The organism is Streptomyces sp. NPDC041205, from assembly GCF_055591765.1.
In genome coordinates this window covers 640420-663116 of record NZ_JBVIZH010000001.1, presented here as the reverse complement: position 1 = coordinate 663116, position 22697 = coordinate 640420, and the positions used below count along the sequence as shown (strand labels likewise).

Here is a 22697-nt window from a genome sequence, read left to right as displayed (position 1 = left end):
GGGAACCGGAGCCGGGGCCGGGCCCGAAGCTGAGCCAAGGACCGGGTCTGAAGCCGAGCCTGAAGCCGGGTCCAAGGCCGAGACAGGCGCCGAGGCGGGCGCCCGGACCGAAGCCGGGTCGGGGGCGGGACCCGGTGCCGGGGCCGGTGCCGGACCAGGGCCCGGAGCCGGAGCGGACGCCGCCTCCGCCCCGGCCGCACGCTTCGGTCGGATTCCGGCCGCGCCCCCGCTTCCCGGCGGGGCGGACCGCGGGGGTGGGGGCAAGGGTGAGGGCTCGGCCACAGGGGCTGTCATCTGGGGTCACCTCCGTCCGCGACGCTAGTTTTCGCACGCGCTGGCGTGGCAGACGAGGCTCCCCGCTTCACGCGTACGTGTGGCGAAGTGACGATTCGCCTGAGAGGGAGGGGGCGACTGTGCTGGCTGGAAAACGGCGCTTATGGTTAGGCGAACCTAAGTCCGCCCCGGGACGGGATCCGAGCCCGAGCCCGGACCGGGACCCGAGCCCGGCCCCGACCCGAGCCCGGTGCCGGTCCCCCGGACCGCCCCACCCCCACCAGCACCAGCACCACCCCCGCACAGCCCCCTGGAGCCCCGATGTCCCCGCACCACCGCCCTCACCGCCGCGCCGGCGCCCTCGCTCTCGCCGTAGCCGGCGCGCTCGCCCTGTCCGCCTGCGGGTCGGGCGACGACTCCGGGAAGTCCGACCGCGGCACCGGCAGCAAGGCCGTCGCGCAGGGCGGGGACGACTTCGCCAAGGCGGCCGAGAAGACGGCGAAGATGGGCACGAGCGCGAAGCCGGGGCAGTTCCCGCGCACCATCGAGCACGCGCTGGGCAAGACGGAGCTGAAGCGGGCGCCGAAGCGGGTCGTGGTCCTGGACGTCGGTGAGCTGGACAACGTCGTGTCCCTCGGCGTGAAGCCCGTCGGCTACGCCCCGACCGAGGGCGACGACGGCATCCCCTCGTACCTGAAGAAGGACGCCGGGAGCCCGAAGAACGTCGGCACCATCAACGCGCTCAACCTCGAAGCGATCGCGAACCTCAAGCCCGACCTGATCCTCGGCAGCGAACTGCGCGCCGCCAAGCTCTACCCGCAGCTCGCCAAGATCGCCCCGACCGTCTTCTCGGTGCGCCCCGGCTTCACCTGGAAGGAGAACTACCTCCTCAACGCCGCCGCGCTCGACAGGACCGCCGCGGCCAAGGCCCAGCTGGGCGCGTACGAGAAGAAGGCGAAGGCCCTCGACAAGGACCTCGGCGCGGACAAGCCCACCGTCACGATGCTGCGCTACATGCCCGACCGCATCCGGCTCTACGCCAAGGCGTCGTTCGTCGGCACCATCCTCCAGGACGCCGGTCTGCCGCGGCCCAAGAACCAGCAGGTCAACGACCTCGCCGTGGAGATCAGCCCGGAGAAGATCGACGAGGCCGACGCCGACTGGATCTTCACCGGCGTCTACGGCGACGCCAAGAAGACCGGCCGCTCCGGCGCCGAGAAGAACCCGCTGTGGAAGAAGCTCGACGCCGTCAAGAACGGCCGGGCCAAGGACGTCCCCGACGAGACCTGGTACCTGGGCCTCGGCGTGACGGCGGCCGACAAGGTCCTGGACGACCTGAGGAATCACCTGGCGGAGTAAGGGGGATCCCGCCGGTGGTGAAGATCACCGCTGCCATCGATCGCGGAACCCCGACGCTGATCAGCCAGGTCCGCGAGAGCGACGCCGGTTCAGGCGCACAAAGGGGCCAGGTAGCCTTGCTGCGTGCCCCGTCTGTCTGAAGTCATCGCCGCCCTCGACGCCCTGTGGCCCGCGGAGCGGGCCGAGCAGTGGGACGCCGTCGGCACCGTGTGCGGCGATCCCGAGGCCGAGGTCTCGCGGGTCCTGTTCGCCGTCGACCCCGTCCAGGAGATCGTCGACGAGGCGGTGCGCCTCGGCGCGGACCTGCTGATCACGCACCACCCGCTGTATCTGCGGGGTACGACCACGGTCGCGGCCTCGACGTTCAAGGGCCGCGTCGTGCACGACCTGATCAAGCACGACGTGGCCCTGCACGTCGCGCACACGAACGCCGACTCCGCCGACCCGGGGGTGAGCGACGCCCTCGCGGGCGCCCTCGGCCTGCGCGTCGTGGGGCCGCTCGTGCCGGACCCGTCCGACACCGCGGGGCGCCGCGGCCTCGGCCGGGTCTGCGAGCTCGAACACCCGCTGCCGCTCGCCGAGTTCGCGGAGCGGGCCGCCGCGTGCCTGCCCGCCACCGCGCAGGGCGTCCGGGTCGCGGGCGACCCCGGGCAGACCATCCGCAGGGTCGCCGTCAGCGGCGGCTCCGGCGACAGCCTCTTCGACGCCGTCCGGGCCGCGGGCGTGGACGCCTTCCTCACCGCCGACCTGCGCCACCACCCGGCGTCGGAGGCCCGCGCACAGGCGCCGCTCGCGCTGCTCGACGCCGCGCACTGGGCCACCGAGTGGCCGTGGTGCGAGCTGGCCGCGGCGCAGCTCGACGAGATCTCCGACCGGCACGGCTGGGGCCTGCGCGTCCACGTGTCGAAGACCGTCACCGACCCCTGGACCGCCCACGCGGCGTCGTCCACCACCACCCTCGCAGCGAGCGCTACGCGCGCGCCTTCCGACCCCGATTCCCTTGGAGCCCCCAACTGAACGCCGCGCCCGCCGACCAGATCCGTCTCCTCGACCTCCAGGACCTGGACGTACGCCTCAAGCAGCTCGCGCACAAGCGCCAGGGGCTGCCCGAGCACGCCGAGATCGAGTCGCTGACGAAGGACCTCACGCAACACCGCGACCTGCTCGTCGCCGCGACGACGGAGGAGAGCGACTGCGCCCGCGAGCAGACCAAGGCCGAGCAGGACGTGGACCAGGTGCGCCAGCGCGCCGCCCGCGACCAGAAGCGCCTGGACTCCGGTGCGATCACCTCCCCCAAGGACCTGGAGAACCTCCAGAAGGAGATCGCCTCCCTCGCCAAGCGCCAGGGCGACCTGGAGGACGTCGTCCTCGAGGTCATGGAGCGCCGCGAGTCCGCGCAGGAGCGCGTGAGCGAGCTGACCGAGCGCGTCGGCTCCGTCCAGGCGAAGATCGACGACGCGACGGGCCGCCGGGACGCGGCCACCGCCGAGTTCGACCGCGAGGCCGCGAACGTCACCAAGGAGCGCGAGGTCGTCGCCGGTTCGATCCCCGCCGACCTGCTCGGGCTCTACGACAAGGTGCGCGCCAAGCAGGGCGGCATCGGTGCGGCCAAGCTCCACCAGCGGCGCTGTGAGGGCTGCCGCCTGGAGCTCGACATCACCGAGGTGAACGAGATCAAGGCGGCGTCGCCCGACAAGGTCGTGCGCTGCGAGAACTGCAGCCGCATCCTGGTGCGCACCTCCGAGTCCGGTCTGTAAGGGGCGGGCGCGGTGCGGGAGTTCATCGTCGAGGCCGACGGCGGCTCCCGGGGCAACCCGGGGCCCGCGGGCTACGGCGCGGTCGTCATCGACGCGGAGTCCGGGGAGACCCTGGCCGAGGCCGCGGAGTACATCGGCGTCGCGACGAACAACGTCGCCGAGTACAAGGGCCTGGTCGCCGGCCTCAAGGCGGCCCACGCGCTGGATCCGGCGGCGAGCGTGCACGTCCGCATGGACTCCAAGCTCGTCGTCGAGCAGATGTCGGGCCGCTGGAAGATCAAGCACCCCGACATGAAGCCCCTCGCCGCCGAGGCCGCCCGGGTCCTGCCCGGGACCCAGGTGACGTACGAGTGGATCCCGCGCGAGAAGAACAAGCACGCGGACCGGCTCGCCAACGAGGCCATGGACGCGGGCAAGCGCGGCGAGCAGTGGTCGCCGTCGGCGTCCACCGCCGAGCTGGACCGGCCCGCGCGCACGGCGGGCGCCGGTGTGCCCGCCGGGCCGCCCGGGGACGCGGCCGCGGGTGCGGCGAAGGCGCGGGCCGCGCTGGCCGGGGCGTCCGCGGGGCGCGACGCGGAGGCCGGGGGCGGTGGGTTCACCGCCGGTTCCCTCGGCGGGGCGACCGCGGGGGCGCGGGGCTCAACCGCCGGTTCCCTCGGCGACGCGACCGCGGGGGCGCAGGGCTCACCGGGCGTGGCCCAGGCCGCCGACGTGCGGGCCGCGCGGTCCGTGGCGGCCGGGTCCGGCGAGGGCGCTGCCGCGAGCGGGGCCGGTGCGGTCGCCGCGGCCGACGTGCCCGGTACGGCGGTGCCGCCCGTCGGATGGGGTGCCGCCGCCGACCTGGGCGCGCCCGCCACCTTCGTGCTCCTCCGGCACGGCGAGACCCCCCTCACGCCCCAGAAGCGCTTCTCCGGCAGCGGCGGGAGCAACCCCTCCCTCTCCGACGTCGGCCGGGAGCAGGCCGTCCGCGTCGCCGCCGCGCTGGCCGCGCGCGGCACCGTCCAGGCCGTCGTCTCCTCGCCGCTCCTGCGCTGCCAGGAGACCGCCCGCACCGTCGCCGCCCGGCTCGGCCTCGACGTCCACCTCGAAGAGGGGCTGCGCGAGACGGACTTCGGGGACTGGGAAGGCCTCACCTTCGCGGAGGTGCGCGAGCGGCAGCCCGACGAGCTGACCGCGTGGCTGGCCTCGCCCGACGTCGCGCCGCCCGGCGGCGAGTCGTTCGCCGAGGTCACGACCCGCGTCGAGGCCGCCCGCGAGCGGCTCCTCGCCGCCCACGCGGGCCGCACCGTGCTGCTCGTCACGCACGTCACCCCCATCAAGACCCTCGTCCGGCTCGCCCTCGGCGCGCCGCCCGAGTCCCTGTTCCGCATGGAACTGTCGGCGGCTTCGCTGTCGGCGGTGGCGTACTACGCGGACGGCAACGCGAGCCTGCGGCTGCTGAACGACACGGCGCATTTGCGCTGAGGTAGTGGGAGGGGCGGTGGTGCCGGTGGGGTCCGGCCCTCGCCCCTCTTTGCGTTGCGGGGTCGGTGGAGTCCGACCCGCGCGCCCCCCTTTGCGGCGCGGGGCCGGTGGTGTCCGATCCTCGCCCCCCACGTTGCGGGCTCAGCCGTGCCCGGCCCTCGCGTCTCCCCTTCCGTAGCGAGGTCGGTTGCGCCCCGCCCCCGGCCCCGCTCCCTCACGCAGCGGGGCCGGTCGTGCCCTGCCCCGCCCCTCACGCGGCGGTCCTCAGCGCAGGGACGCCGCCTCGCGGGCCAGGGACTCCACCCGCGACCAGTCCTTCGCCGCGATCGCGTCCGCCGGGAGCATCCAACTGCCGCCCACGCAGGACACGTTCCGCAGGGCGAGGTAGCCCGGGGCGGACGCCGCCGAGATGCCGCCCGTCGGGCAGAAGCGGGCCTGGGGGAGCGGGCCCCCGAGCGACTTCAGATACGGCGTCCCACCCGCCGCTTCCGCCGGGAAGAACTTCATCTCCTCGACGCCCCGCTCCAGCAGCGCCACGACCTCTGATGTCGTCGAGACGCCCGGCAGGAACGGCAGCCCCGACGCCGCCATCGCGTCGAGCAGCTTCGGCGTCCAGCCCGGGCTCACCAGGAAACGGGCGCCCGCGTCGGCCGCGGCTGCGACGTTCTCCGCCGAGATGACCGTCCCGGCGCCGACGACCGCGTCCGGGACGTCGGCCGCGATGGCCCGGATCGCGTCCAGGGCGACGGGCGTCCGCAGGGTCACCTCGATCGCCGGGAGGCCGCCCGCGACCAGGGCTCGCGCCAGGGGGAGCGCGTCCGCGGGGTCGTCGATGACGACTACGGGGATGACCGGGGCTAGGTCCAGCACGGAGGCCTTGGCGGCGGCAGGGGGGTTCATGGGGTCATCGTGCCCCGCGGTACGCACCGTGCGCAAAGCCCGTTGCGCACTCCGCAACGCCCCCTGGGCTCACCCCCGCTACCGGCGCTCCGCGCCTGGTCCTCGATCGCCGGACGGGCTCTCTCCCGCCCACCCGCCCCACCTGTGCCCCGGCTCACAAAAGCCCGGCACCCTCGGGCCCCGAACCACCCCACCCCACAACACCGCCCCGCCCCGCCCCACCCCACAACGTCGCCTTCCCGGCCCGGCCCGCTGCGCCTCTCCGTCCCCGATGCCCGCTGCGCCTCTCCGTCCCCGATGCCCGCTGCGCCCCTTCGGCCCGGCCTCGCAGTGCCTCTCCGGCCCGGCCTTGCTGTGCCTCTCCGGCCGAGGCCGCTGCGTCTCTCGGGCCGAGGGCTTCGCTGCGCCTCTCCAGCCCGGCCCCGCAGTGCCTCTCCGGCCCGCCCCGGCGTAGTTTTCAGCCGGTCCGGCGTTTGAGGACGAGGCGCGGAGCGCCGATTCGGGGGTGCCCCCGGCCCACCCGGAGGGGAGTCCCATCCCCGGGGTCCAGGGGCGCAGCCCCGGTTTCGGGAAAGGGGCGGGACTGGGGAGCCCCCGTCAGGGACCCCACCTGCACCCTCAGTGAATCTCCCGCACCACCACATCCAGCCCCCAGGCCCGCCCAGCCCGCGAGGGCGGCTCGGCCTCGACGACGTATCCGAGGTCGCGGAGCGCGGAGACGAGCTCGGCGGGGTCGGCGGGGGAGATGCCCGCGGTCAGGAGGGCCCGGACGATCCGGCCCTTCGTGGCCTTGTTGAAGTGGGAGACGACGGACCGCCGCTCCACCCCGTCGACGACCTGGGCGTGCAGCACCCGCACGGTGGCGGTCCGCCCGGCCACCTCCCCCTTGGGCTTCCACGCGGAGGCGTACGCGGCGGACCGCAGGTCGAGCACGAGCCCGTCCCCGGCGGCCGAGGGCAGCACGGACGCCATGGGCTCGCGCCAGTACGCCCCGAGCGCCCCGACCCCGGGCAGCTTGACGCCCATGGAGCAGCGGTAGGAGGGGATCTTGTCGGTGACACCGACGGCCCCCCACAGGCCGGAGAAGACGAGGAGGGAGCGCGCGGCGCGCCGCTTGGCGGCGGCGTCGAGGGAGGCGAGGTCGAGGGCGTCGTAGAGGACACCGGTGTAGATCTCCCCGGCGGGCCGCGCCCCGGCGGTCCGCAGCTCGGTGTTCTTGGTGACCTCCCCGCGCAGCCCCTCACTGAGCCCGAGCACCTCGCGCGCCTTGTCCTCGTCGCCCGCGCACAGCTCGACGAGCTCGTCGAGGACGGCGGCGCGCGCGTCGGCGAGCCCGGGCAGGGACAGCGACTCCGGCTTCAGGGGCGCCCCCCGCCCGGAAGAGGCCTTGCCTTCGGACGGCGGCAACAGGACGAGCACGATCGCTTCTCCGTTTTCGTTTCGGCCGGGTACGGGTTGTCGCCGGCCGGGTGCGTGCGGGGGTGCGGCCCCCGCGAAAGCGTACGGGGTGCCGACCCCCGGCCCCCGCCATACGCTCGGTGCATGCCCCGCCGCCACCTGCATGTGACCGGCGCAGCCGAGGCTCCGCTGCGGGCCGCGCTGCGCGACCTGCGCGCCGAACTCGACGTACCGGAGAGGTTCCCGGCCGACGTGCTCGCGGAGGCCGAACGCGCCGCGGCGGCGCCCCGCCTCCCGGACGAGGACGCGACGGGCGTCCCCTTCTTCACCGTCGACCCGCCGACGTCCGTGGACCTCGACCAGGCGATGCACCTGTCGCGGCGGCCGGGCGGCGGCTTCCGGGTGCGGTACGCGATCGCGGACGTGGCCGCGTACGTCACCCCCGAGGGGCCGCTGGACGCGGAGGCGCACCGCCGCGTCACCACCCTCTACTTCCCCGACGGGAAGGTCCCCCTGCACCCCACCCCGCTCAGCGAGGGCGCGGCCAGCCTGCTCCCGGACCAGACCTGCCCGGCCGTCCTGTGGACCCTCGACCTGGACGCGGACGGCCGCACCGAAGGCACCGACGTGCGCCGCGCCCTGGTCCGCAGCCGCGCCAAGCTCGACTACGAGGGCGTACAGCGCGCCATCGACACGGGTACCGCCGAGGAGCCCCTCGCACTGCTCGCCGAGGTGGGTCGGCTGCGCGAGCGGCTGGAGGTCGAGCGCGGCGGCATCTCGCTGAACGTGCCCGAGCAAGAGGTCACGGAGAAGGACGGGACGTACGAACTGGGCTTCCGCGCCCCGCTGCCCGCCGACGGCTGGAACGCCCAGATCTCCCTGCTCACCGGCATGGCCGCCGCCGACCTCATGATCTCCTCGGGCGCCGGCGTCCTGCGCACCCTGCCGCTCGCCCCCGACGGCGCGGTCGCCCGCCTGCGCCACACCGCGAAGGCCCTCGGCATCGACTGGCCGCACCACGTCCCGTACGCCCGCCTCGTCCGTTCCCTCGACCCGCGCGACCCGCGCCACGCGGCGTTCCTCCAGGAGTGCACGACGCTGCTGCGCGGCGCCGGGTACACGGCGTTCAGCGGCGGCGAGGTGCCGGAGCTGACGACGCACGCCGCGGTGGCCGCCCCGTACGCGCACTGCACGGCGCCCCTGCGCCGCCTCGTCGACCGCTACGCCGCCGAGCTGTGCCTCGCCGCGTGCGCGGGCACGCCGCCGCCGGACTGGGTGCTCGTCGCCCTGCCCGAGCTGCCCCGGGAGATGGCCGAGGGCACGCGGCGCGCCAACTCCCTGGAACGTGGCTGCGTGGACATCGTCGAGGCGGCGCTCCTGAAGGACCGGGTGGGCGAGGTGTTCGACGGGGTGGTGGTCGAGGTGAAGGAGCGTGAACCAGCGGTGGGGACCGTGCAGGTGGCGGAGCCCGCGGTCGTCGCCCGCATCGAGGCGGGGCCGGACGGTGCGGGCGCGCTGCCGCTGGGGGAGCGGCTGCGGGTGCGCCTCACGCAGGCCGATCCGGGCCGGGCGAAGGTGCTGTTCGCTCCGGCGTGAGGGGACTCGGCGCGGCGTCGTCGGCGGGCCGAGTGAGCGCGTCGACCAGGGCGCGCGGGTCGTCGGCGTGCAGCCGCACCACGCGCGCCGTCGCGGGCAGCCCCAGCGGGCGTACGAAGGCGACGGGCCGGGCGAGTTCGACGGTGACGGTGGTCTGGTTGCCGACGGCGACGTCGAGGGCGCCGTCCTCGTGGAGCTGGACGGTGCGCCCCTCGGGACAGCGCCGCTCCACCCGTACCCGCAGGATGTCGTCGGCCGCGATCCGCAGATCGAGGAACTGCCCGTACCGCACCCGCAACGACCCGTCCCCGCCCGCCACATGAGGCCGCGTCACGCAGGCCGCGTGCAGCGCGAGGATCTGCAGGACCGTGTAGAGGTCCACGAAGAGCAGTGCCGAGTGCACCAGCGGCCACGGCACGATCAGCGCGAGGGCGACGGTCTCCACGACCGCCACGAACGCGAAGCCGAACAGCATCGCGGTCTGCGGCCCGGTGTACGCGGCCGGGTGCGCCCCCGCCCCGAGCCCGTGCCGCCGCCGCGCCACCCACAGCGCGAGGCTGTGGAACCCCCGCAGCTCGTGCGCGGCGAGCCGCCGCACGACCCGGACCAGGCGCTTCACGGCGTCCACCCCGTCCGGTCGCCGAGGTGCCTCAGCATCGCGCGCACGGCGGCGGCCTGGGCGGGGGCGAAATCGTCGAGGAAGGCCTCACCGAAGGCGCCGCCGCGCCGCAGCCGCCCCGAGCCTTCCCCTTCTTCCGCGCCCTCGTGCCCCTCGGTGAGGGCGGCGAGGAAGTCCTCCGGGACGACGGCCGCGAGATCCCGGCCGAGCGGCTCGACACGGGGGTCGTCCGGCGGGGCGTCGGCGAGTTCGTCGACGCGGGCGTACAGCGCGCGCACGCGGGCGGCGAGTTCGGTGTCGTCGGCGAGCCGGTGCAGGGCGCCGTAGACGCGGTCGCGTACGCCCGGGTCGAGGGTGGCGTCGAAGAGGGCCAGGTGTTCGAGGTCCTTGGCGGCGGTGGGCGATCCGGCAGCGGCGGCGGGCCCGAACCGCCCGAACAGCTCCGCGAGCCCCGCCGAGACCGGCCCCTCCCCGGTGAGCAGCCCCTCCTCGGCCATCCGCAGCAACTCGGCGAGCCGGGCCCGCCGCGCCTTGATGTCCGCCTCCTGCCGGGCCAGATCGTCGTCCAGCTCGGCGAGCACCTCGGTGAGTTCGCGCCCCGCGTCGTCCGCGAGCACGTCCCGCACCTCGTCGAGGCCGAGCCCCAGCTCGGTGAGCCGTTTGACGCGGGCGAGGACGATGGCCTCGCGGAGCCCGTAGTCCCGGTACCCGTTGGGCCGCCGCGCGGGCTCCGGCAGCAGCCCCAGGTGGTGGTAGTGCCTGATGGCGCGCGTCGTGAGCCCGACGGCGGCGGCGATCTCTCCGATTCGCATGCCTTCAGTAGAAACGTTGACGCTGCGGCAAGGTCAAGCGGACACGGGCGGGGCGTGAGCGGGCACCGGTGGGGCCTGAGCGGACACCGGGCGGGGGCATGACCGGACGCCGGGCAGGGGCATGAAAGACGGGCGCGGCCGCGTTCACGAGGTGAGACGAGGCTGACCGCACCGCCGGAGCGCAGGCATGCTGCAGCCGAGAAGCACACGCGGAACCGGAACCGTACTGCCGTGGGCGCACACCCAGGCACGGAAGAGGGTGGGCCCCATGGAGAACCGCACCGACCCGCCGCACGGCACCTCGCCCGGCGAGCGCGCCCTGTGGACCCGGGCGCCCCTGGGCGGCGGCGCGTCCCTCGACCTCCTGACCGCCCGCTTCGACCGGCACCGCTACGCCCCGCACGCCCACGAGGAGTTCACCGTGGGCGTCTGCGTCGGCGGCACCGAGATCATCGACTACCGGGGCGGCCGCCTCGACATAGGCCCCGGCTCCATCGTCGTCCTGGCCCCCAGCGAACCGCACACCGGCCGCCCCGCCACCGGCGACGGCTACGCGTACCGCTCGATGTACCCCTCCCCGGACCTGTTCGCCGACGGCGCCCGCACCCCGCCGCACTTCCGCGACGCGGTCCTGGACGACCCCCGCCTCGCGGCGGCGCTGCGGGCCGCCCACACCGGCCTGAGCACGGCCGCCCGCGCGCCGGGCCCGCAGGACCGGCTGGCCGTGCTCACCGCGGAGAGCCGCCTGACCGGCCTGTTCACCGCCCTGGCCGACCGCTACGGCAGCGCGCGCCCGGCCTCCGACCCGGCCGCCCCCGTCCCCGGCGCGACCACCATCGCCCTGGCCGTCCGCGACCGCCTGGCCGACGACGTCCTCGCACCCCCCACCCTCGCCCAACTGGCCGCGGAACTGGGCCTGTCCCGCTACCAACTGCTCCGCGCCTTCCGTACGACGATGGGGATGCCCCCGTACGCCTGGCTGGCGCAGCACCGCGTCACCCGGGCCCGCGCGCTCCTGGAGAACGGCCTCCGCCCGGCGGCCGTGGCGGGCCGGGTGGGCTTCGCCGACCAGGCGCATCTGACGCGCTGGTTCCGGCGCGTGGTCGGGGTGACCCCGGCGGCGTACCGCAACAGCGTGCGGGCGGGGGAGCGCCCCCAGGGGACCGAGAGCGGGTGACCGGCACCGGAGGCCGCAACCACGTTCAAGACACGACCCTCCCCCCTGTCCGAAACTCCCCCCATGACCGCACGAGGCTGGCTTCTCTTCTCCGTCATGGGCGTCCTGTGGGGCATCCCGTACCTCATGATCAAAGTGGCGGTGGACAGTGATCTGACACCGTCGATGGTGGTGTTCACGCGCTGCGCGCTGGGCGCCGCGCTGCTGCTCCCCTTCGCGATACGCCAGGGCGGCATGCCCGCCGTGCTGCGCACGCACTGGCGCCCGATGCTGGTCTTCGCCTGCGTGGAGATCCTCGGCCCCTGGTGGACCCTGACGGACGCGGAACGCCACCTCTCCAGCTCCACGGCGGGCCTCCTGATCGCCGCGGTCCCGATCATCGGGGCGCTCCTGGCCCGCTTCTTCGGCGACACCGAACGCCTCGGCCCGCGCCGGGTGACGGGACTGGCGCTCGGCTTCGCCGGGGTCGCGGTGCTCACCGTCCCGCACCTGACGGGAGGCGACGCCTGGTCCCTGACGGAGGTCCTGCTCACGGCGCTGGGCTACGCCATCGCCCCCCTGATCGTGGCCCGCCACCTCAAGGACGTACCGACCCTCCAACTCATCGCGCCCTGCCTGACCCTGGCGGCCCTGGTCTACGCCCCCGCCGCCGCGGTGACCTGGCCCGACACACTCCCGGACGGCCGGACCCTGGCGGCGCTCGCGGGCCTGGGAGTGATCTGCACGGCGCTGGCCTTCATCGTCTTCCTCGAACTGATCCGCGAGGCGGGCCCGACGCGGGCGGTGGTCTTCACCTACATCAACCCCGCGGTCGCCGCCGCCGCGGGCTTCGCCTTCCTCTCCGAATCCCTCACCGCGACCTTCGCCGCCGCCTTCACCCTGATCCTCGCCGGCTCCTTCCTGGCCACGGCCGCCACCGGCACCCGGCCCGCACCCCGGCGGGTACCATGGTCGACACGGCAGACGAGCCGGGCGGACGGCCGCGTGAAGACCCCTTCGGGGGCCCTTCCCGAGGAACGTCCGGGCTCCACAGGGCAAGGTGGTGGCTAACGGCCACCCGGGGTGACCCGCGGGACAGTGCCACAGAGAACAGACCGCCCGGCGCTTCGGCGCCGGGTAAGGGTGAAACGGTGGTGTAAGAGACCACCAGCGCCTGAGGTGACTCAGGCGGCTAGGTAAACCCCACCTGGAGCAAGGTCAAAAGGAGCCGCCGTGAAAAGCGGCTCTGCGCGGACGTTCGAGGGCTGCCCGCCCGAGTCCGCGGGTAGACCGCACGAGGTCGGCAGCAATGCCGACCCTAGATGGATGGCCGTCTCCCCGGCCGCCGCGAGGCGACCGGGCGACAGAACCCGGCGTACAGCCCGACTCGTCTGCCGCTCCCCGTTTTCACAGGTCAGGGCGCATGCTTTCCAGCGAAACGCGTGCTCGCGTCCTTTTCTGCGAGTCCTGCGAAGGGGCCGCTTCACTGCCCGGCGGGCGCTACAAGCGCAGCAGCAGCTCCATTGTCTCCTTGTACTGCCGCAGCGCGAGCCGCAGTTCCTCTGTCTGTGCTGCGGTGTCCTGGCCCTGCCAGCCCGCGCGCAGGGCGCGGCGCCGTTCCGCGAGGGTCTCGGTCAGCTGGGTGACGGCTTCGTCGAAGACGCCGTCGGCCTCTTCCACCGCCTCGCGCGGGCTCTCCACGAAGGTGTTGAGGGCCTGCTGGAGCCGCACGGTGAGCTTGTCCCGTTCGCCCTGCGCCAGCAGTGCGGTCCCCGGAGGGCGGCCGGGGGCGTCAGCGCTGGTGACCGGATCACGCGAGGCGTGAGCGGACTCGGGGCGAGGCGGCTGCGAGGCGTGCTGTCCGACGAGGTCGGGCCGCCCGCCCCGGAGGCGCTGTGCGCGTTCCTGGTCGTACGTCATCATGTGCCACTTTCCTTCGCATGGCGTCCGGTTCGCCGGCCACGGCGCGTGGCGCGATCGGCGGCGGGCCGCGGGACGCGCCGGTCGGGGTCGGCCGGTTGCCCGGTGACCAGGGCATCGAAGAGGCCGCGGGCTTCGACCATGGCCTCCCGCATCTCCTCCGTGCCGCTCTGGCCGCGGGCCACTGTGTGCAGGCCGCGGTAGCCCTGGACGTGGTGGGCGTGGTGGACGGAGAGTGCGGCCGCCTGCTCCTCGAAGTGCTCCCCGCCGGGGAAGCCCCGGTCCCTGACCAGGCCCGACAGCAGCGCGTCGGCTTCGACGACGGCCTTCCGCGGCGACTCGACGAACTGCTCCTGAAGGGCCGCCCATTGAGATACGTAGTGTGCGCGGGCCTCGGGCGAAAGGGGGCGTTCCTTGAGGGAGCCGTACTGCTTCACCCGCTCACCGAGCTCCCGGTCGGCACCCTCGGTGTCGCCGTCGTGCCGGGCGACGGCGCGGTCGTACTCAGGTCCGAAGCGCCGCTTCAGGCCGCCGCGTCCGCCATCGCCCCCGGCTCGTCCTCGCCGGACGAGGAAGAGGGCGGAGGCCGCGACGACGAGCACGGCGACGACTAAGACGATGATCATGGCTGCCCTCTTTGGCTCTTGAACCGTTGGCCGAGGTGCGTGCGGAAGCCGAATCCGAAGACCATCGGGACCGGCGGAAGGAGAAGGGTCCGGGCGAGCATCGCCGGGCCTCCAGATCGCGGGGGTGTTCCTGGTTTCCGCGGGGTCCGGGCGAAGCGGGAAGGTGGAATGCCCCGCCCGAACGATCCGGAGCGGCATGGCCCTACGCCGTGCCGTCAGTCAACTCCCGGCGGCCTCCCTTGTCAACGAACCCTGGGGGCGGGCGGGTTGGGGGAACGGGTCCGGGGCTGCCGGGGCGGCCGGAGTCCCGCCGGGGACTTCGGCCCGCTCGGCCGGGGGCAGGACGTGGTCCTCCCACCAGGACAGGCCCATGACGGTGGCGAGCAGGACGAAGGGGGCCGCGGCCGGAACGATCAGCGCGTACATGCGTACCGCCTGGAGTCAGATGCGTGCGACGCGGCGGGCAGCAGATCGATACCCGCGGGGAGCGCATCGGGCCGCGCCGGGATCACATGGCGCGGGGCGGGTGCGGGAGCGGCCACGCTCGTGACGCGGCGGTTCCGGCAGCGATGCGCACGGTGCGCCCCAGGGGGCGCGAGGGCTGTTCGGCGCTCGCCTGCCGGGGGCCGGGGCGGCACGGCGTACGCTAGCCGCGGTCGCGGTCACTGACCAGACGTCAAGTCCACATCTACGTACAGCGGGTACGCGGTGGCACGGCGAGGTATCCGAAGGCTCTGGGCAGGACTACCGTGGAGGTAAGGCCCCAGTCCCTGGCAGCGATGCCTCGTTCCGCTCCTGGGAGGCCCGCCATGTTCGTGCTCCTGTTCATCCTCCTCGCGGCCCTCTTCGGGCTCGGCTTCCTCAACGCCCTGTGGTGGGTGGCCGCGGGCGTGCTGGTCTTCGCCCTCGCCCACCACGGCAGGGGCGGCGGATACTACGGCAGGGGCGGTTCCGGAGGCTGGGGCCAAGGGCGATATTCCGACTACGGGGAGTACCGGGACTACCGGGACCGGCAGGAGCGCTGGGAGCGCCGCTATCGACGCCAGCGCCGAGGGCGCATGCAGCGCCAGGACCGCTGGGACCGCGAACACCACCGGTGACGTAGGCGTCGTGCGTGCGAGGACCACACCCGGTGCCGCACCGCGGCTGACGGTGGGTGCGCCGCGGGCGCCGAAGGGGGGCCCGGCCCCGGACGGGCGCCGCGCCGGTGTCCGCTGACGGCGCGGGAATCACCGTGGGGCGGGCAGGTAGACGGTGAGGGCGCGGCTCCTCTTGTCGAGGACGAGGGTGCCGGCGGCGGGGCTCACCTCCCCGTCGCGGGAGTAGTCGCCCGCCTCTCCCACGCTGTCGATACGCAGGCGGGTGACGGTGGTTTCCCGGTAGACGCGGGAGCGGGCGAGGGTCCCGGTGAGGAAGGCCGCGACGAGGCGGGTGCGGGCGAAGGGGCGCTTCGCGTCGACGAGGCGCAGGTCGAGGAGGCCGTCGTCGAGGGTGGGGCGGTAGGTGGGGGCGAAGCCGGGCGGGTCGTAGCGGCCGTTGCCGGCGAAGAGCAGCCACAGCCGCCGGGGCCTTCCGTCGAGGATGACGTCGACGGGGGTGCCGTCGGCGAGCACGCGCAGCAGGCCGACGGCGAGGGCGGGCCACTTGCCCAGGGACGTCTCGCGGGCTTCGCGGGCCCGGACCAGTTCGGGGTAGACGCCGATGCTGAAGGTGTTGAGGAAGTAGGCGCGGGTGCCGTCGCCGGTGATCCGGCCGAGGTCGACGGTTCCGGCGCGGCCCGCCTCCAGGGCGTCGGCGGCCTCCTGGAGGGTCGCGAGGCCGAGGTCGGCGGCGAAGTGGTTGAGGGTGCCGCCGGGGAACACCGCGAGCGGCAGCTGGTGGTCGACGGCCAGCACGGCCGCCGCGTTGACCGTGCCGTCGCCCCCGACCACACCCAGTGCGCCGCCGCGCGCCTGTACCTGCGCGGCGGCCTGCCGGAGCACGGTGTCCAGGTCCTCGCCGGCGTCGCAGAGCCGCACGTCCGCCTTCGGCAGCAGGGCCCTCAGCTCGACTTCGGCCGGGGCCTCGCCGCCGGCGTCGCTGTTGACGACGACGACAAGACCCTCGCCGGCGGGAAGGGCGGGAGCCGGGAGCTGCGGCCGGGCACTGTCGGCGGGCTTGTCGTGGTGCAGCGGCCACCAGCGGCAGGTGGCGGCGGCGATCCCCACGCCGAAGGCGACGTCCACGAGAACGTGGCGGGGAGCGGGTGTTCCCGCGCGGATGCGGGAGAGGGCGATGCCCGCGGCGACGGGTATGAGGGCGGCCCCCAGCCGGGGTGTCTCCAGGGCGGCGGCCGTCGCGAAGGCGGCGGCTCCGGCCGTGCGGTGGGACGACGACGCGTCGTTCGGCGGCTGCCTCAGCGGCCGGCGGCTGTCGAGCACCTTGGTGGCCGCCTGGATGGCGGCGCAGGCCAGGGCCAGCGAGCCGGTGCCGCGCAGGGCGGCCCGGCGTGTGCTGCGGCTGCCGGTCAGACCCTTCGCGGCCAGGGAAGCGAGCTTCGTGCGGGCGCCGGTAGGCGGTTCGTGGGTTCGCATGGCGGCCGGGTACCCCCGCCGGGGGTGAACAGGCTGCCGCGAGGACGGCGCATCATGCCTCCTCGCGGGGGCACCCGGGGGGCCCGGACGCGCGGCGCCCGCCCCCTGCTGCGGGGAGGACCGAGTGACGTCGTCTCACACACGGGACAGGGGCGGCGGTGCGGGTTCCGCCGCACGCGTCGCCAAGGAGGAGACGCGGACCGCCGCGGGCCGGGCGGGTTTCGTGGCGCGTGGTGTCGTGTGCGTCCTCATCGGCGTCCTGGCGACGCGGCTTGCCCTGGGAGCGGCGGGGAGCCGGCGGACCGTCAGGGTGCGCTCGACCAGGTCGCGGAGCGGCCCTTCGGGAAGGTGACGCTGTGGGCGCTGGTCGTGGGCTTCGGCCGCATGGCGCTGTGGCGGGGCTCGCGCGCGGTGCTCGGCAGGGGGCCCGAGCGGAAGGCCGGCTCGCGGCTCCTTGACGGCGGGCGGGCGGTCCTCTACGCGTCGTTCTGCTGGGTGACCGCGCGGTTCGCCGCGGGCGGTGGCCAGGGTTCCAGCGGCAACGCGCAGTCGCGGGACTGGACGGCGTCGGTGCTGGAGCTGTCGTACGGCCAAGTCCTCGTGGGGGCCGCGGGCTGCCTCCTGATCGGCATCCCCGGGCATCCGGTCTCTCGCGTCAGCCATTGATACGGGTCTCGGGCACTTGTTCCCGGTTCGACCGTCCGGTCCGCTTCGGGGGCCGGGCGACCCCACAATGGCGTTCACCGGCGTGAACTACCGCCGTGTGGAGTCGTCGTGGAGTCAGCTCACCCCCGAGGAGCGCCGTGCGCGAGCTTGTCTATCTGTCCGACCGGAAGTTGCGGCAGTTCATGCCGGAGAGGCCTCGGCGGCTGGTCCGGGGCGGGTGGCAGGTGACCACTCCGGTGGGTGGGGTGGGTCTCGAGCAGGAAGTGCCGGACGCCGAGCGGGAGCGCGGGGAGCGGCTGCGGCGGATCGTGCGGCATGTGTCGGCCGCGGCGGGGTGGTTCGCTGAGCCGGGGCTCCGGGCCGGGAGCTGGGTGCAGTTCGAGGCGCCGCTGAACTTCCGCGCGCTGCGGGACGTGGCTCCGGGGATGGTGCTGTTCGTCGATCCGCCGGGGGGCGTGGACGGGTACGGGACCGGGGGCGAGGTGCGGCTGCTCCTGCACGGGTCCGTGGAGCATCTGGCGGGCGGCCGCGTGCCCGTCGTCGCCGAGCCGCCCGCCCTGTCGGAGGAGGTGCACCACGTGGGCGGCTCGTGGGAAAGCAGCGCCGGCGGCGACTGGGTCGAGCTCGTCACCACCCACGCCTCCGCGCTCCTCGGCTCCCTCACCGACCGGCCCGACGCCATCAGCGAGGACCAGGCCCACGAGCCCGTCAGCCCGGTGACCCTCGTCGAGGGCACCCGGCAGCTCCTGGCCGCCCTGGACCGGCAGTTGCCCGTGGAGACGGCCGCCTGGATGCGCGGCTACGCCCGCGTCACCGCCGCGCTGGGGAACGGCGCCGTGCGGTACGTCGTCGCGACTCCCTTGTACGTGGAGTACGTCGCCGAGTAGCGCGAGGCGTGGCGCACGTACCGGAAGGCGGCGCCCTCAGATCAGCGGCGGGCGCCCGAGCCGCGTCATCCGCCACACCGTCGCCCACCGCATCGGCTTGCGCTCGCCCCCCGACGTGCGGCAGCCCTCGACGAAGCCGCCCGCCCAGGCCTTCAGGCCGCCGAGGGACCTGGTCCGGGCCACCGTGAGGAGGGTCCAGACGGTCAGATAGAGGGGGATGAGGGGCAGGGGAAGACGGCGGCGGGCCAGCCAGACGCGGTTGCGGGCCGTCATGCGGTGGTAGACGGCGTGCCGGGCGGGGGACGTCTTCGGGTGCTGGAGCAGCAGCGAGGGTTCGTACAGGACCTTCCAGTCCGCGTCGAGAGCGCGCCAGGCCAGGTCCGTCTCCTCGTGCGTGAAGAAGAAGTCCGCGGGCCAGTCGCCGGTCTGCGCCAGCATCTCCATGGAGAAGGCGTGCGCGCCGCCGAGGAAGGACGTGACGAGGCCGCCGCGCATCGGGTCCTTGGCGCGCAGCCGCGGCACGTGGCGGCGCTGCGTCTCGCCGTGCTCGTCGGCGATGCGGAAGCCGACGATGCCGAGCCGCGGGTCCTCGGCGAACAGGCGGCGGACCGTGCGGAAGACGTCCGGGTCGACGAGCAGGCCGTCGTCGTCCAGCTCGACGGCCACGTCCACGTCGCCGAACTCGCGCAGCCGGCGCAGGGCGACGTTGCGGCCGCCGGGGCAGCCCAGGTTCTCGTCGAGCTCGATCGTCGTGACCTCGCCGGGGTAGGCGGGGAAGTCCGGCAGCGGGGTGCCGTTGCCGACGATGACCAGGCGGGTCGGCGCGACGTCCTGCTTGGACACGGCCGCCAGGAGGGCGTCGACGTCCTTCGGGCGGTTGCCCATGGTCACGATGGCCACACCCAGGCGCGGTTCGGACAAGGCGGGCCTCCAGGGCGGGTCGGGCCGGGGCGCGCTGGTCGGTCCCGGGGGCTGCCGCGCGGCCGGTGCGGCGGCGCGGTCATATGGTCTGACGTTCGCGATGGTAGCCGTTCACTGATGCGTTTCATCCGGGACGTGGGTCGTTCATGTCGGGGGACGTGGCCGGGTTCACCCCGGTGGCGCCGCGGGGCATGGCCGGATTTGGCTGTGACATGTCAAAAATCATGAGGGTGTGTCTTGTTCTCTCAAGGGCCCTGTGCCTCAATGACCTCAACCCACATCGCTGACTGACCGTCAGTAAAGGCGGGCGCGTCGCTCCTCGGGCAAGCGGGCAGCGGGCAGCCGGACACCGGCGGCCGTCGGCGATGCGGGGCACCCCACACTCCCCCCATTGAAGGCAGGCCCCCATGAGGCATGGCAGATTGGCCCTCGGCTCGGCCCTCGGCGCCGGCGCGCTCGCCGTGAGCGCCCTGGTCCTCGCGCCGACCGCGGGCGCGGTGGAGCCGCAGGAGGCGACCATCGGCTTCGACTGCGGTTCGTTCGGCTCGGGTTCGGCGACGCTCAAGGCGACGCAGGACGGCACCGCGGCCACCGTCGACGTGTCGACGTCGGCGATCACCGCGCCGATCGACGTCGGCGCCGGTGCGGTCAACTCCACGCTCACGCTCACCAAGAACGGCTCCGGCACCACGACGTTCACCGGCAACTCCAACCCGGCGATCCCCGCGGGCAGCCCCGTCTCCACCGGCCCGCTCGGCGGCACCGTCGCCGCGGGCGACAGCCTGGAGGCCACCTCCCTGAAGATCGTCGTCTTCGGTATCACGGTGACCTGCAACGCCACCTCGGCGCAGGCGCCGGGACCGTTCAAGTTCTGATCAAGTCCCCGGCCCGGGTTCCGGCCCGTGCGTACGGTGTCGAGGGTGTCGCGGTCCGGACGGCGGACCGCGACACGCTTCCGCGTACGAGGCCGCCCGCCGTGCCCCGCACCGGGCGAAAACGCGTTGCCGCCCCCACCCGCGCCCCTTACCGTGCCGATCATGCTGCCCCCCGTGGACACCGACGAGGAGTGGGACGCCGTCGTCCCCGACGAAGCCGTCATGCGGCCCGCCGCCGAGGACCTCAGCGCCCGGCTCGGCCTCGCGGACGCGCCCCTCACACGCTACGGCGAGGGCTCGCAGCCCGTGTACGCGGTGGGGGAGCGGCACGTCCTCAAGCTCTTCCCCGGCGCCGCGGCGGACGACGGCGCCACCGAGGCGCGGGTCCTCGGCCACGTGCAAGGACAACTGCCCGTCCCCACGCCGGAGTTGCACGACTTCGGGGCGTACGTGAACGGCTGGAGCTACGTCCTGATGTCCCGGCTGCCCGGCGAGGGCCTGCACCTCGCGTGGCCCCGGATGCCGGCGGCCGACCGGGACCGGGTCGTGGCCCGGGCGGGCGAGGCCCTCGCCGCGCTGCACACGCTCGGGCACGCGCCGCTCGCCGACGTCCTCGGGCCCGGCGACTGGCGGGAGTTCACCTCCCGGCAGCGCGCGGGCGCCGTCGCCCGGCAGCGCGAACGCGGGCTCCCGGAGAGCTGGGCCGAGCAGATCCCCGGCTTCCTGGACGCCGTCCCGCTGCCCGCCGCTCCCCGCCCCGCCCTGCTGCACACGGAGTTCATGCGCCAGCACCTGCTGGTGGACCCGGGCGACGGTCACCGCCTCACCGGCCTCTTCGACTTCGAGCCCGCGATGATCGGCGACCCGGCCTACGACTTCGTGGGCGTCGGCCTCTTCGTCACGCGCGCGGAGCCCCGGCTGCTCGCCCGCTTCATGGCCGCGTACGGCCGCACCTTCGAGCCGCGCCTGCTCCTCGCCTACACCCTGCTGCACGTGTACAGCAATCTGCCCTGGTACCTGCGCGAACTGCCCGCGCCGCCCGAACCGACCCTCGACGCGCTGGCCGAGGCGTGGTTCGGGCACTGACCCGGCGCGCGCCGCTCAGCCCGTGGTCACCGGCACCAGCGTGAGGTACGCGAATCCCAGGAGTCGGCGGTAGCCGCGCAGGAAGGTGGCGCGGTGGCGGTCGTTGCGCTCGCGCAGCTCCGCGGCCCGCGGGTGGTCCGGGTGCGAGGCCAGCCACTCCTCGGTGTCGGCCAGATACGCGGACTCGAACTCCTCCCACTCCTCCTCGCCCGCCGTCTCCACCCACAGCGGCCGGAAACCGGCGGCGACCGCAGCGTCGGCCAGGCCGCCCAGGTCGAGGTGCTCGTCGGCGCGGGCGTCCGGCCACAGCGCGGCGAGGTCGGCGGCCGTGGGCGTGCGCTGCCAGAAGCCCTCGCCGAGTACGACGCGTCCGCCCGGCGCGACCAGGCGGCGCAGCGCGCGCAGGGCGTCGGCGGAGTACGGGGGCGGGGCGTCGGCCGGGCACAGGGCGTGCGCCGAGCCGAAGCACAGGACGACGTCGGCGGGGCCGCGCGCGGTGTCCGTGGCCGACTCGGCGATGAACTCGGCCCGCGCGCCGAGCCCGCGCGCGCGTGCGGACGCGCGGCCCCGCTCCAGGTCCTCTTCGTTGAGGTCCACGCCGATGCCCGTGGACCCGGGGGCCGCCTCCAGGACACGCAGCAGCGTCTCGCCCCAGCCGCAGCCGAGGTCGAGGACGGTACCGCCGCCGGCGCGCACGAGGGGCTCGGCGGCGCGCTGGACGATGCGGTCGGCGCGCGCCCGCGACAGGGGGCCGTGGAAGGTGAGGCGGGTGAGGCGGGGCGGGGCGGCCTCGGGGTCGGTGACGTGGGGGCCGGTGGTGGCGGCGTGCGGGGCGGTGCCGGTGGCGGTGCCTGTGTTCCGGCCGGCGCTGGTGGAGTCCATGGCGGGTGACGCTAACTCGTCAGGTGCCGGGGTGCTCCTGGATTTCGGCGGCCTCGGGGCGTACGGCCTCGGCGGGAGCGGGAGCGGGAGCGGGAGCGGGAGCGGGAGCGGGACCCGGGCCCGGAGTCGGAGTGTGAACGGGCCCCGGCGGCGTGGAGCGGGCGGCGACCGCGCGCAGCCGGGCGGCGAGCGCGCGCTCCGGCTCCGGGGTGAGGGTGCGCAGGGCCACCAGCGCCGTGATGACCACGTCGCACAGCTCCGACTCCACGTCGTCCCAGGTGTGCGTGGTGCCCTTGCGCGGGTTCTGCCCGGTGGCGCCGACGACGGCCTGCGCGACCTCGCCGACCTCCTCCGACAGCTTCAGCATCCGAAGGAGCAGGGTCTCGCGGGCCGGGTGCCTGCTGTGGGACTCCAGCCAGCCGTGCAGCCGGTCGACGGTCTCCCACAGGTCCGGTGCGGTCAGGGGCGGCGCGGGCTTCGGGTCGGGCATGAGGTGCAGCCTGCCACGGCCGTGGGGGCGGGCGTGCCCGGGTGGCGGGGCGGCGGGCCCGGTGCGAGCGTGGGCGCATGAGCATTCAGACAAACCGGCTCAGCGACCCCACGGTCCGGGCCTTCGTCACCGCGGTGAACGCCAACGACCAGACCGCCTTCCAGGCCGTGCTCACACCGGACGCGACCATGTCCGACGACGGCTCCGACCGGGACATCGCCGACTGGACCGAGCGCGAGATCTTCTCCTCCAACGGCCACATGGACGTCGAGTCGGAGTCGGACGGCGGGCGCACGCTCCTGGTCAGCTACCGCAACGACACCTGGGGCGAGATGCGCACGAAGTGGCGGTTCACGGTGGACGGCGACAAGGTGTCCCGGTTCGAGACGGGCCAGGCCTGACGCCGGTCCGCCGCACGATCACCACTTCGGGGCGCG

At 74.5% G+C, this 22697-nt stretch carries 22 protein-coding genes, 1 other RNA gene and 2 pseudogenes; 14 read left to right on the top strand and 11 right to left on the bottom strand.

The features are described 5' to 3' along the window. The first annotated feature begins 594 nt into the window (after positions 1–594). The 4 genes from ACZ6BG_RS02985 (at position 595) to ACZ6BG_RS02970 (ending at position 4853) form a co-directional block, all read left to right on the top strand. On the top strand, positions 595–1632 hold the full coding sequence (locus ACZ6BG_RS02985) for an ABC transporter substrate-binding protein (RefSeq protein WP_468996129.1): 1038 nt from the start codon (positions 595–597) through the stop codon (positions 1630–1632). A 123-nt stretch (positions 1633–1755) separates the two neighbouring features. Continuing rightward, positions 1756–2649 (top strand): Nif3-like dinuclear metal center hexameric protein, encoded by an 894-nt coding sequence (locus ACZ6BG_RS02980; RefSeq protein ID WP_468996127.1) that lies wholly within the window; start codon positions 1756–1758, stop codon positions 2647–2649. Further along, positions 2646–3389, top strand: coding sequence for a zinc ribbon domain-containing protein (locus tag ACZ6BG_RS02975; RefSeq protein WP_468997875.1), 744 nt, complete (start codon positions 2646–2648; stop codon positions 3387–3389). Before ACZ6BG_RS02980 ends, ACZ6BG_RS02975 begins: the two co-directional genes overlap by 4 nt. A gap of 12 nt (positions 3390–3401) precedes the next feature. After that, complete coding sequence (locus ACZ6BG_RS02970; RefSeq protein WP_468996124.1) at positions 3402–4853, top strand: bifunctional RNase H/acid phosphatase; 1452 nt, start codon at positions 3402–3404, stop codon at positions 4851–4853. 264 nt (positions 4854–5117) lie between these two features. Here the strand turns inward: ACZ6BG_RS02970 and eda are convergent, their stop codons facing one another. Together eda and yaaA are read right to left on the bottom strand one after the other, a co-directional pair. Then, entirely contained in the window at positions 5118–5753 is a 636-nt protein-coding gene (eda, locus tag ACZ6BG_RS02965) for a bifunctional 4-hydroxy-2-oxoglutarate aldolase/2-dehydro-3-deoxy-phosphogluconate aldolase (protein WP_468996121.1), read from the bottom strand. A 618-nt stretch (positions 5754–6371) separates the two neighbouring features. Then, complete coding sequence (gene yaaA / locus ACZ6BG_RS02960; protein ID WP_468996117.1) at positions 6372–7172, bottom strand: peroxide stress protein YaaA; 801 nt, start codon at positions 7170–7172, stop codon at positions 6372–6374. A gap of 123 nt (positions 7173–7295) precedes the next feature. Between yaaA and ACZ6BG_RS02955 the strand changes: the two genes are divergently transcribed. Further along, positions 7296–8747 carry an RNB domain-containing ribonuclease gene (locus tag ACZ6BG_RS02955; protein WP_468996114.1) on the top strand — a complete coding sequence of 484 codons (1452 nt, stop codon included), beginning with the start codon at positions 7296–7298 and terminating at the stop codon, positions 8745–8747. Here the strand turns inward: ACZ6BG_RS02955 and ACZ6BG_RS02950 are convergent. After that, positions 8698–9366 (bottom strand): hypothetical protein, encoded by a 669-nt coding sequence (locus ACZ6BG_RS02950; protein ID WP_468996112.1) that lies wholly within the window; start codon positions 9364–9366, stop codon positions 8698–8700. The two genes, ACZ6BG_RS02955 and ACZ6BG_RS02950, sit on opposite strands and share 50 nt — an antisense overlap. After that, positions 9363–10178: a MerR family transcriptional regulator gene (locus ACZ6BG_RS02945; RefSeq protein WP_468996110.1), complete on the bottom strand. Its 816-nt coding sequence runs from the start codon at positions 10176–10178 to the stop codon at positions 9363–9365. Before ACZ6BG_RS02945 ends, ACZ6BG_RS02950 begins: the two co-directional genes overlap by 4 nt. A 268-nt stretch (positions 10179–10446) precedes the next feature. Here ACZ6BG_RS02945 and ACZ6BG_RS02940 point away from each other — a divergent pair, with 268 nt between their 5' ends. From ACZ6BG_RS02940 to rnpB, 3 genes and pseudogenes are all read left to right on the top strand, one after another. Next, a complete protein-coding gene (locus ACZ6BG_RS02940) occupies positions 10447–11355 on the top strand; it encodes an AraC family ligand binding domain-containing protein (RefSeq protein ID WP_468996105.1) in 909 nt (302 codons plus the stop codon). 63 nt (positions 11356–11418) lie between these two features. Further along, positions 11419–12249 (top strand): annotated as a pseudogene (locus ACZ6BG_RS02935) (DMT family transporter); the annotation flags it as partial. Positions 12250–12319: 70 nt separating this feature from the next. Next, an RNA gene (gene rnpB, locus ACZ6BG_RS02930) (RNase P RNA component class A) lies at positions 12320–12728 on the top strand. 106 nt (positions 12729–12834) lie between these two features. On the opposite strand, the gene ACZ6BG_RS02925 is transcribed toward rnpB, so the two are convergent. From ACZ6BG_RS02925 to ACZ6BG_RS02915, 3 genes are all read right to left on the bottom strand, one after another. Continuing rightward, positions 12835–13257: a hypothetical protein gene (locus ACZ6BG_RS02925; RefSeq protein ID WP_468996102.1), complete on the bottom strand. Its 423-nt coding sequence runs from the start codon at positions 13255–13257 to the stop codon at positions 12835–12837. Then, on the bottom strand, positions 13254–13880 hold the full coding sequence (locus ACZ6BG_RS02920; protein ID WP_468996099.1) for a hypothetical protein: 627 nt from the start codon (positions 13878–13880) through the stop codon (positions 13254–13256). The genes ACZ6BG_RS02925 and ACZ6BG_RS02920 overlap by 4 nt, the downstream gene beginning before the upstream one ends. A gap of 219 nt (positions 13881–14099) precedes the next feature. Then, positions 14100–14306: a hypothetical protein gene (locus ACZ6BG_RS02915; RefSeq protein ID WP_468996096.1), complete on the bottom strand. Its 207-nt coding sequence runs from the start codon at positions 14304–14306 to the stop codon at positions 14100–14102. A 383-nt stretch (positions 14307–14689) separates the two neighbouring features. Between ACZ6BG_RS02915 and ACZ6BG_RS02910 the strand changes: the two genes are divergently transcribed. Beyond that, complete coding sequence (locus ACZ6BG_RS02910) at positions 14690–14980, top strand: hypothetical protein (protein WP_468996093.1); 291 nt, start codon at positions 14690–14692, stop codon at positions 14978–14980. A 129-nt stretch (positions 14981–15109) separates the two neighbouring features. On the opposite strand, the gene ACZ6BG_RS02905 is transcribed toward ACZ6BG_RS02910, so the two are convergent. After that, positions 15110–16453 (bottom strand): diacylglycerol/lipid kinase family protein, encoded by a 1344-nt coding sequence (locus ACZ6BG_RS02905; protein WP_468996090.1) that lies wholly within the window; start codon positions 16451–16453, stop codon positions 15110–15112. 54 nt (positions 16454–16507) lie between these two features. Here ACZ6BG_RS02905 and ACZ6BG_RS02900 point away from each other — a divergent pair, with 54 nt between their 5' ends. Together ACZ6BG_RS02900 and ACZ6BG_RS02895 are read left to right on the top strand one after the other, a co-directional pair. Then, on the top strand, positions 16508–17119 hold the full coding sequence (locus tag ACZ6BG_RS02900) for a DUF1206 domain-containing protein (protein WP_468996088.1): 612 nt from the start codon (positions 16508–16510) through the stop codon (positions 17117–17119). 137 nt (positions 17120–17256) lie between these two features. Continuing rightward, entirely contained in the window at positions 17257–18006 is a 750-nt protein-coding gene (locus ACZ6BG_RS02895; RefSeq protein WP_468996085.1) for an SAVMC3_10250 family protein, read from the top strand. A gap of 36 nt (positions 18007–18042) precedes the next feature. On the opposite strand, the gene ACZ6BG_RS02890 is transcribed toward ACZ6BG_RS02895, so the two are convergent. Beyond that, complete coding sequence (locus ACZ6BG_RS02890; RefSeq protein WP_468996083.1) at positions 18043–18927, bottom strand: glycosyltransferase family 2 protein; 885 nt, start codon at positions 18925–18927, stop codon at positions 18043–18045. Positions 18928–19334: 407 nt separating this feature from the next. Here ACZ6BG_RS02890 and ACZ6BG_RS02885 point away from each other — a divergent pair, with 407 nt between their 5' ends. Together ACZ6BG_RS02885 and ACZ6BG_RS02880 are read left to right on the top strand one after the other, a co-directional pair. Beyond that, positions 19335–19802 (top strand): hypothetical protein, encoded by a 468-nt coding sequence (locus ACZ6BG_RS02885; protein ID WP_468996081.1) that lies wholly within the window; start codon positions 19335–19337, stop codon positions 19800–19802. 162 nt (positions 19803–19964) lie between these two features. Then, positions 19965–20888 (top strand): phosphotransferase family protein, encoded by a 924-nt coding sequence (locus ACZ6BG_RS02880; RefSeq protein ID WP_468996077.1) that lies wholly within the window; start codon positions 19965–19967, stop codon positions 20886–20888. 15 nt (positions 20889–20903) lie between these two features. Here the strand turns inward: ACZ6BG_RS02880 and ACZ6BG_RS02875 are convergent, their stop codons facing one another. Both ACZ6BG_RS02875 and ACZ6BG_RS02870 read right to left on the bottom strand, forming a co-directional pair. Then, complete coding sequence (locus ACZ6BG_RS02875; RefSeq protein WP_468996074.1) at positions 20904–21770, bottom strand: SAM-dependent methyltransferase; 867 nt, start codon at positions 21768–21770, stop codon at positions 20904–20906. A 142-nt stretch (positions 21771–21912) separates the two neighbouring features. Beyond that, a pseudogene (locus tag ACZ6BG_RS02870) lies at positions 21913–22260 on the bottom strand (MazG-like family protein); the annotation flags it as partial. 77 nt (positions 22261–22337) lie between these two features. Here ACZ6BG_RS02870 and ACZ6BG_RS02865 point away from each other — a divergent pair. Further along, positions 22338–22661, top strand: a complete 324-nt coding sequence (locus ACZ6BG_RS02865; RefSeq protein WP_468996073.1) for a nuclear transport factor 2 family protein — start codon at positions 22338–22340, stop codon at positions 22659–22661. The last annotated feature ends 36 nt before the right edge of the window (positions 22662–22697 follow it).